At 71.3% G+C, this 8,135-nt stretch carries 7 protein-coding genes and 2 pseudogenes; all 9 read right to left on the bottom strand.

What is annotated here, in order from left to right:
- Positions 1-145: 145 nt before the first annotated feature.
- Positions 146-1,204: a polyprenyl synthetase family protein gene (locus tag ACFW2E_RS32550; RefSeq protein WP_384471177.1), complete on the bottom strand. Its 1,059-nt coding sequence runs from the start codon at positions 1,202-1,204 to the stop codon at positions 146-148.
- Between the two features lie 68 nt (positions 1,205-1,272).
- Positions 1,273-2,700 carry a hydroxysqualene dehydroxylase HpnE gene (gene hpnE, locus ACFW2E_RS32545; RefSeq protein WP_384471168.1) on the bottom strand — a complete coding sequence of 476 codons (1,428 nt, stop codon included), beginning with the start codon at positions 2,698-2,700 and terminating at the stop codon, positions 1,273-1,275.
- Entirely contained in the window at positions 2,697-2,837 is a 141-nt protein-coding gene (locus ACFW2E_RS32540; protein ID WP_384471165.1) for a DUF6380 family protein, read from the bottom strand. Before ACFW2E_RS32540 ends, hpnE begins: the two co-directional genes overlap by 4 nt.
- Positions 2,837-3,790 (bottom strand): presqualene diphosphate synthase HpnD, encoded by a 954-nt coding sequence (gene hpnD, locus ACFW2E_RS32535; RefSeq protein WP_384471174.1) that lies wholly within the window; start codon positions 3,788-3,790, stop codon positions 2,837-2,839. Before hpnD ends, ACFW2E_RS32540 begins: the two co-directional genes overlap by 1 nt.
- A 198-nt stretch (positions 3,791-3,988) precedes the next feature.
- A pseudogene (gene hpnC / locus ACFW2E_RS32530) lies at positions 3,989-4,801 on the bottom strand (squalene synthase HpnC); the annotation flags it as partial.
- Positions 4,802-5,175: 374 nt separating this feature from the next.
- On the bottom strand, positions 5,176-5,964 hold the full coding sequence (locus ACFW2E_RS32525) for an ABC transporter ATP-binding protein (protein ID WP_384471162.1): 789 nt from the start codon (positions 5,962-5,964) through the stop codon (positions 5,176-5,178).
- Positions 5,957-6,886: an ABC transporter permease gene (locus tag ACFW2E_RS32520; protein ID WP_384471159.1), complete on the bottom strand. Its 930-nt coding sequence runs from the start codon at positions 6,884-6,886 to the stop codon at positions 5,957-5,959. The genes ACFW2E_RS32525 and ACFW2E_RS32520 overlap by 8 nt, the downstream gene beginning before the upstream one ends.
- Positions 6,887-6,971: 85 nt before the next feature.
- Positions 6,972-7,856, bottom strand: a complete 885-nt coding sequence (locus ACFW2E_RS32515; protein WP_384471171.1) for a glycosyltransferase family 2 protein — start codon at positions 7,854-7,856, stop codon at positions 6,972-6,974.
- A gap of 5 nt (positions 7,857-7,861) precedes the next feature.
- Positions 7,862-8,029: pseudogene (locus ACFW2E_RS32510) on the bottom strand (CDP-alcohol phosphatidyltransferase family protein); the annotation flags it as partial.
- Positions 8,030-8,135 lie beyond the last annotated feature (106 nt).

Here is an 8,135-nt window from a genome sequence, read left to right as displayed (position 1 = left end):
GGGGTGCTTCCGGCGGGCGTGGCTGTCTGGGCTGCCCGCGCGCGCAGTCGGGCGAGTGGTGCTGGTGGGGGTCCGCGGTCGGCGGGTGGTGTCTGCTCGCCCGCCCGGGCCGGCGACTACGCGAGGGCTATTCGACCGATAGTGATCATCTCTTTCGTACGACGACGAAGTCGGCGAGCGCCGCGAACCGGTCCCGGACCGGGGCGGGCATGTCGACGGCGTCGAGGGCCTCGATGGCGATGGTGTACTGCCGGCGCGCCTCTTCGGCGGTCCACTCGCGGCCGCCCGCCTCCTCGATGAGGGCGGCGCGGGCGGCGAACTCCTCCTCGGAGAAGTTCTCGAAGTCGCTGCTCTTGGCGTCGGCGGCGAGCATCTCGCCGAGCCGCTCGGAGGCGGAGCCGCCCGCCGCGAGCGCGGCCACGACCGGCAGGGACTTCTTGCGCTGGCGCAGGTCGCTCCAGGTCTGCTTGCCGGTGGCCTCCGGGTCGCCCCAGATGCCCAGCAGGTCGTCGACGGCCTGGAAGGCGAGACCGAGGTGGTAGCCGTACTTCTCCAGCGTGTCGGCGGTGTGCTCGTCGGCACCGCCGAGCACCGCGCCGATGGAGCTGGCGCAGGCCAGCAGGGCGCCGGTCTTGTTGCCCTCCATCTCAAGGCACTCCTCGACGCTGACGCGGTCGCGGTGCTCGTAGGAGATGTCCTGCGCCTGACCGTCGATCAGGGCGCGGGTGGCGGTGGTCAGCCGGCGGGTGGCGCGGCCGGCCTCGACGGTGCCGAGCTCCAGGAGGATCTCGTTGGCCAGGGCGAACAGGGCGTCGCCGACCAGGATGGCCTGGGCGGGGCCGTGCACCTTCCAGACGGTGTCGCGGTGGCGGCGCTGCTCGTCGCCGTCCATCAGGTCGTCGTGCAGGAGCGAGAAGTTGTGGACCAGCTCCACCGCGACCGCGCCGGGGACGCCGACCTCGGGCGCGGCTCCGGTGACCTCCGCGGAGAGCACGGCGAGGGCGGGGCGCACGGCCTTGCCGCCGTCGCCGTCCGCGGGATTGCCCTGGGCGTCGATCCAGCCGAAGTGGTAAGCGGCGACCGTGTCCATCGGAGGCGCCAGACGGTCGACTGCCGCCCGCAGCACCGGCGTGGCCAGGGTCCGGCCGCGCTCCAGGAGCGTGGTCACGTCCACCGCGTCGGCAGCCGTCTCGGCCGGGGGCACAGTGGGCACAGTCTCTCCTCTTGTTGCGGTACCGGGGGTGCGGGGGCCCGCCGCCTGCTGATCGGTCATCAGGCCGCCTCCTCGAACTCGAAGAGGTGACCGGGGCGGGGCCGGCCCAGGGCGCCGAGCGCGGCGTCGGCCGCGCTCACTCCACTGCGGACCGCACTCTCCATGGTCGCGGGCCACCCTGTGGCGGTCCACGCTCCGGCCAGGTACAGGCCGGGGGCCTTGGTGCGGGCGCCGGGCCGCAGCCGCCCGACGCCCGGGGTGGGGGCGAACGTCGCCGTGCGCTCCCGGGTCACGAAGAAGTCCTCCACGCGCGCGCCGCGCGCGGCGGGCAGCAGCCGTTCCAGCTCGGGCAGGTAGCGCTCGCGCAGGACGGCTACCGGCTCGTCGATCTCGTCCTGCGCGGCCGACTGGGACAGGGCGAGGTACTGACCGTCCCTCAGCCCGGAGGCCGCGGTGCGGTCGAAGACCCACTGCACCGGGGTGCCCAGGGCCGCGAAGAACGGCTTGGCGAGCACCTTGCGGTCGTAGACGACATGGATGTTGAGGATCGGCGCGGTGCCGATGCCGAGCAGGTTCTCGGGAACGTCCAGCGCGCCGGTCGGCAGCAGGTCGTGGGTCTCGCGCGGGGGTACGGCGAGGACGACGATGTCGGCCCGCAGCGTCTCGCCGGGAACCTGAACGCTCCAGGTCCCGTTTTCGTTGATGGAGACGGAGGTGACGCGTGTACGGACCTCGGTACGGACGCCCGCGGAGTCGAGCGCCTTGCGGGCGAGGCGGTCATGCAGTTCGCCCAGCGGGACGCGCGCCCAGCCGATGTCGGCCGCGCCCGGGTCGGACAGCAGACCGGTCTTGAACACCATCGCGGCGAGCCCCAGCGAGGCGTCGCCCGCGACCGCGTTGAGGGTGGCGACCCCGACCAGGTCCCACAGGGCCTCGACGGCACGCGCCGACTGACCGTGCCCGGCCAGCCAGCTGCCGAAGTCCTGTGAGTCCAGGGTCGGATCGGCGAGGTCGAGTCCCTTGAGTGCGAGCGCGGCACGCCCCACGCCCGCCCGCTCGGCGAACGAGAGGTGCGGGTACGTGGCCAGGCTCCGGCCGAGGTGCAGGGGTACGGGCAGCGGGTCGCGCCGCAGCCTGCCCAGCCGCCGTCCCTCGGGCTTGGCGACGTCGAGAACGGGCACGTCGAGACGATCCTGCAGTGGCGCCAGCGCCGCACCCTCGATGCGGTCCAGGAACCATCGGTAGGCGGTGCAGCAGCGCAGATAGACGTGCTGGCCGTTGTCGACGGTCAGGTCGCCGCGCCGGAAGGAGAAGGCGAGCCCGCCCAGGCGCGGCCTGCCTTCGAGCAGGGTGACGCGGACGCCCGCGTCGGCGAGGGCGAGTGCCGCCGTGGTCCCGGCCAGCCCGCCGCCGACCACGACGGCGCTGCGTTCCGTGCCCGCCGGGGTGTCGGCGTGTGGCTCCTCGGGCCGCGTGCCGTCCTTCATCGTGCGTCCTTCCGTGCGCGTCCGCCGTGCTGGTTGAACAGTGCACGGCAGGCCGTCGCAGTCAGGGACGCCGCGCCGCACCGGAGGGTTGCGTGCCGCTTTTCTCCGGTGCAGTCACCTTGGGCCGTATTGTCCATCAGGCGCGCCTCCTGACGGTCCGCCGGGTCCCGTGCCGACGGGTGTCCAGTCCGGACAGACCGCGCACGGCGACGTAGGCCTTCTCACGCCCGGGCAGCGAGACCCGGCCGCGCAGCACGGCCCCGGGGTCGCGCTCGATGCGGTCGAGCAGACGGCGGTAGATGCCGGCCATGGCGGCGACACAGGCACCGCTGCGCCGGTCGAGCATGGGGAGCAGCCGGTAGCCCTCGGCGAAAAGGGCGCGGGCCCGACGCACTTCGAAGTGCACGAGGCCCGCGAAGTCGGAGCCCTCCGGTGGCGTCGGCCCGTTGAATCCGGCCGAGCAGCCGAATTTCGCCAGGTCGTCGGCCGGCAGATAGGTGCGGCCGCCCTCGGCGTCCTCGCGGACGTCTCTGAGGATGTTGGTGAGCTGCAGGGCGAGGCCGAGCGTGTCGGCGTACTCGGGTGCGCGCTCGGCGCCGCGCGCCCCCGGTTCCGTGCCGAAGACGCCGAGCGAGAGCCGCCCGATGGCGCCGGCCACGCAACGGCAGTAGACCTTCAGGTCGTCCCAGGTCTCGTAGGTCTCGCCGCGTACGTCCATCAGAACGCCGTCGATGAGTTCGTCCAGGCCGCCCAGCGGGATCGGGAAGGCCTTGGCGGCGTGCGCGAGGGCGACGGCGACCGGGTCGGTGTCGTCCTCGCCGACCGCACCCTCGCGGACCCGGCCGAGGAGCGCCCGGGTGTCCTCGAGCCGTGCGACCTTGACCTCGTCCGCCAGCACGCCGTCGCCGATGTCGTCGACGCGCCGGGAGAAGGCGTACAACGCCGACATCGCACGACGCTTGGGCGCCGGCAGCAGCCTGATGCCGTACGCGAAGTTACGGGCCTGCTGCCCGGTGACGGCCTCGCAGTAGCTGTAGGCGGCGAGTACCGGTGCGGACACGTGTTGTTCCGACTCCACGGTCCGGATCACCCCTCTCCTCGCAGAATCACGCCCACCTCGCGCAGCAGCTGTACCTTGCCGGGCTTGGGCGGGCCGGGAAGTACGTCGTATTCGGCGGGGGGGGGGGGCGGGCGGGGGCGCGCGCGCCCCCCCCCCCCCCTCTCCCCCCATAAACCCGCCCCCCCCGCGCAGCAGGTGTCCGTGGCGGGGTTGGGGGGGGCGGGTATTTAGGTTTTTTGGGGGGGGGGCGATCGCCCCGATCGCCGCCCTTCCCCCCGCCACGAACCCTGCGAGCAGCAGCCTCAGCCTGCCGTGGACGCTACCCACCAAAGGGGCGCCTTCATTCAGGAGATCGCGGGCGCGTTGTGCTTCGTGTGCAACCAGTGCGCGCACCGGTGCACCCGCGGTGTTCGTGGCGAGATCCGCCTCCTGGACCTGAAAGCGTTTCATGTCCTCGGCGGGCAGATAGATCCGGTCGCGGCCGAGGTCCTCGGCGACGTCCTGGAGGTGTTCGACGATCTGGAGCGCCGTGCAGACCGAGTCGGAGAGGCGGATCCGCTCGGGGGACGAGGTGCCGGTGACGGAGAGGACGAGGCGGCCGACGGGGTTGGCGGACAGTTCGCAGTAGGCGAGCAGGTCGTCGTACGTCTCGTACCGCGTGACGAGCTGGTCCTGGCGGTTGGCGGCGATCAGGCCGAGGAAGGGGCCGGGGGTCAGCGAGCAACGCCGGACGGTGGTCTGGAGGCGGCGCAGGATCGGGTGGCGCGGAGTGGAGTCGAACACACGGTGCAGATCCGCCTCGAAGGCGTCGAGGAGGCGGAGACGGTCCTCGGCCTCCTCGGCCGACACGCCGAGCAGGCGGGCGTCGGCACCGCCGGGTGCGAGGTCGCCGTCGCCGATGTCGTCGACGAGCCGCGCGAAGCCGTAGACGGCCATGAGGTCGTCGCGCCAGGCCTTGGGCAGGAAGAACGGGGCCACGGGGAAGTTCTCGTCCGCGGCCTTGTCGAGCGTGCCGCGCTCGGGATCCCCGGTGCGCGGCATCTCCGTTGCCGTCACCGTACGCTGCCCGTGGCGGGGACGGCACATGCTGCGTTGAGCTGGGGAGTTTCCGTAGCCATTGCCGTCACATCTCCCGTTCTACACTGCCGACCCAATGCTCACTATTTCGGACACGCCGCCCGCCGTCCGCAGGGCGGCCCTGGCGGTGGGTGTCGCGCATTATCGCCCCACTTGCCGCTTTCCGGGACCGGTACAGCTTACGTTGTACAACGCAGCGTGGTCCGTCGGGGTGTCCCGCACATCACAACAACACACCGATTGGCGTCAAGATTCCTAAGGGAAGCCGGAGTTGACGTTTCCTTTGCAGACGCAGGGCCCCACCGGAAAGGTTCCGGCGGGGCCCTGGACGAACCGGGCTACTTGCCCGTGAACTTCTCGTACTCCTTGAGCACCTCTTCGGTCGGCCCGTCCATGCGCAACTCGCCGCGCTCCAGCCACAGGACACGGTTGCAGGTGTCGCGGATGGACTTGTTGTTGTGACTGACCAGGAACACGGTGCCGGCTTCCTTGCGCAGTTCCCGGATGCGTTCCTCGGAGCGCTTCTGGAATTTGCGGTCGCCGGTGGCCAGGGCCTCGTCGATCATCAGGACGTCGTGGTCCTTGGCGGCGGCGATGGAGAATCGGAGACGGGCGGCCATGCCGGAGGAATAGGTGCGCATGGGCAGGGTGATGAAGTCGCCCTTCTCGTTGATCCCGGAGAAGTCGACGATGTCCTGATAACGCTCCCTGATCTGCTCACGGGACATGCCCATGGCGAGCCCGCCCAATATGACGTTGCGCTCACCGGTGAGGTCGTTCATCAGGGCGGCGTTGACGCCGAGCAGGGAGGGCTGGCCGTCGGTGTAGACCCGGCCCTGCTCCGCGGGCAGCAGGCCGGCGATGGCGCGCAGCAGGGTGGACTTGCCGGAGCCGTTCGATCCGATCAGGCCGATGGCCTCGCCGCGGTAGGCGATGAAGGAGACGCCCCGCACGGCGTGCACCTTGCGCACACCGCGCTCCTCGCCGCGCTTGAGGATCCGGCTGAGCGCCGCGGTCGCGCTGCCCTTGCCGGTCTTGGCACCGTTGACGCGGTAGACGATGTGCAGGTCGTCCGCGATGACGGTGGGGCGGGTGTCCCGGGTCTGCCCGGCGTGCTGCTCAGCCACGGCCGTACCTCTCCTCCGCCTTCCAGAAGTACACGAAGCCGCCGAGCGCGAACAGCACGGCCCAGCCGCCCGCGACCGCCCAGACGTGGGCGGGGAGGTTCCCGGCGCCGTACCCCTCGATGAGCGCGAAGCGCATCAGGTCCATGAAGATCGCGGCCGGGTTGTACTGCAGCACGTTCGCCAGCCACCGGGGCTGGTCCGCGAGGAAGACCGGGATGGAGAACATCACGCCGGACATGTACATCCACGTCCGCATGACGAACGGCATGAGCTGCGCCAGGTCCGGGGTCTTCGCGCCCGCCCGCGCCATGATCAGCGCGAGGCCCGTGTTGAAGAGGAACTGGAGCGCCAGGATCGGCACGATCAGCAGCCAGGACAGGTCCGGGTAGCTGCCGAACCCGATGACGACGACGAAGAGGACGAGCATCGAGAACAGCAACTGCTGGAGCTGCTGCAGGGCGAAGGAGACGGGCAGCGAGGCACGTGGGAAGTGCAGGGCCCGGACCAGGCCGAGGTTGCCGGAGATCGCGCGGACGCCGGCCATGACCGAACTCTGCGTGAAGGTGAAGACGAAGACGCCCGTGACCAGGAAGGGGATGTACACGTCGTGCGACATGCCCCGGCTCGCCTTGAGGATCAGGCCGAAGATGAAGTAGTACACGGCCGCGTTCAGCAGCGGTGTGGCCACCTGCCAGAGCTGGCCGAGCTTGGCCTGGCTGTACTGGGCGGTCAGCTTCGCCTGGGAGAAGGCGAGGATGAAGTGGCGCCGCCCCCAGAGCTGACGGACGTACTCCGCGAGGGACGGCCGGGCACCGCTCACGGCGAGCCCGTACCTGGCGGCGAGCTGGGCCGCCGTCAGTCCCTCATCGGGCGACGGAGCCGCGGTCACCGCGACCCCGCCGTCATGCGTTGTCTCACTCACGGGGGAAAACTTTCGTCTTCGAGTTCGTCTTCGAGGCCGCCCTCGCGTGCGCTTCGCGCCGCGCGACGTCCCAGGGTCGAGCTTGTCAGATCACAGGGGGACGGCCCAGTCGGGTCAGCCGCCACACCGTACGCCACTTCATCGGCCTGCGGGGACCGCACGGAGTCGCCCAGCCCTCCCTGAACCCGCCGAACCAGGCCTTCAGGGCCGGGCGCGAGGGGCGGCGCAGCAGGGTGAGCAGCAGCCAGACCCCGAGATAGACGGGGACCAGCGGGGCGGGAAGGTTGCGGCGGGCCAGCCAGACGCGGTTGCGGGCGACCATGCGGTGGTAGACCGCGTGCCGCGAGGGCGCGGTCGTGGGGTGGTACAGCACCATGTCGGACCGGTAGTCGATCATCCAGCCCGCGTCGAGGGCCCGCCACGCCAGGTCGGTCTCCTCGTGGGCGTAGAAGAACTCGTCCGGAAGGCCGCCGACCTCGGCGAAGACCCGGGTGCGGACGGCGTTGGCACCGCCGAGGAACGTGGTGACCCGGGAGGAGCGCATCGGGTCGGAGGCCCGCAGCCGCGGGACGTGCCGGCGCTGGGTGACGCCGGTGTCCGGGTCGGCGATGCGGAAGCTGATGATGCCGAGCTCCGGGTCGGCGGCGAAGGCCTGCCGGCACAGTTCGGCGGTGTCGTACTGGGCGAGGAGGCCGTCGTCGTCGAGGAAGAGCAGTACGTCGACGTCGCGGCCGCCGGGGCCGAAGGCCTCGATGCCGACGTTGCGCCCGCCGGGGATGCCCAGGTTCTCGGGCAGCTCCAGGGTCCGCACGCCCTCGGGGACCTCCGGGACGGGCGAGCCGTTGCCCACGACGACCACCTCGACCCGGTCGCCGTCCTGCTTGGCGACCGAGTCGAGCAGGGCGCGCAGCTCGTCGGGACGGTTGCCCATGGTGATGACGACCGCGCCGACCTTCAGGGAAGACGTCATGCCGGTCACCGCAGCCTGCTCGACGCGAGGACGGACACCAGGTGCAGGACCGTCTGCAGCAGCGCGACGGCCGCGAGTACGGCGGTGCCGAGCCGGGTGAAGAACAGGTCGCCCCGGATCTGGTCCGCGATCGCGAGGACCAGGATCAGCAGGGACGCCTCGATCCCGAGGATGATCCGGTGGAACTTGAGCGCGGCGGCGGGCCGCGCGGGGCCCCCCCCGCCCGGCTTTCGCGGGGGGGGCGCCGCCGCCCTCACAGGGGGGGCGGCCGCCGCGGGG

This window comes from Streptomyces sp. NPDC058964, assembly GCF_042741275.1.
Taxonomy (GTDB): domain Bacteria; phylum Actinomycetota; class Actinomycetes; order Streptomycetales; family Streptomycetaceae; genus Streptomyces.
This window is presented reverse-complemented; position numbering and strand designations above follow the sequence as displayed.

Bases quoted from the DNA above. Each gene is read 5' to 3' on its own strand.
- ACFW2E_RS32540 (WP_384471165.1), bottom strand. From the start codon at position 2,837: ATGGACAATACGGCCCAAGGTGACTGCACCGGAGAAAAGCGGCACGCA.
- hpnE (WP_384471168.1), bottom strand. From the start codon at position 2,700: ATGAAGGACGGCACGCGGCCCGAGGAGCCACACGCCGACACCCCGGCG.
- ACFW2E_RS32515 (WP_384471171.1), bottom strand. From the start codon at position 7,856: ATGACGTCTTCCCTGAAGGTCGGCGCGGTCGTCATCACCATGGGCAAC.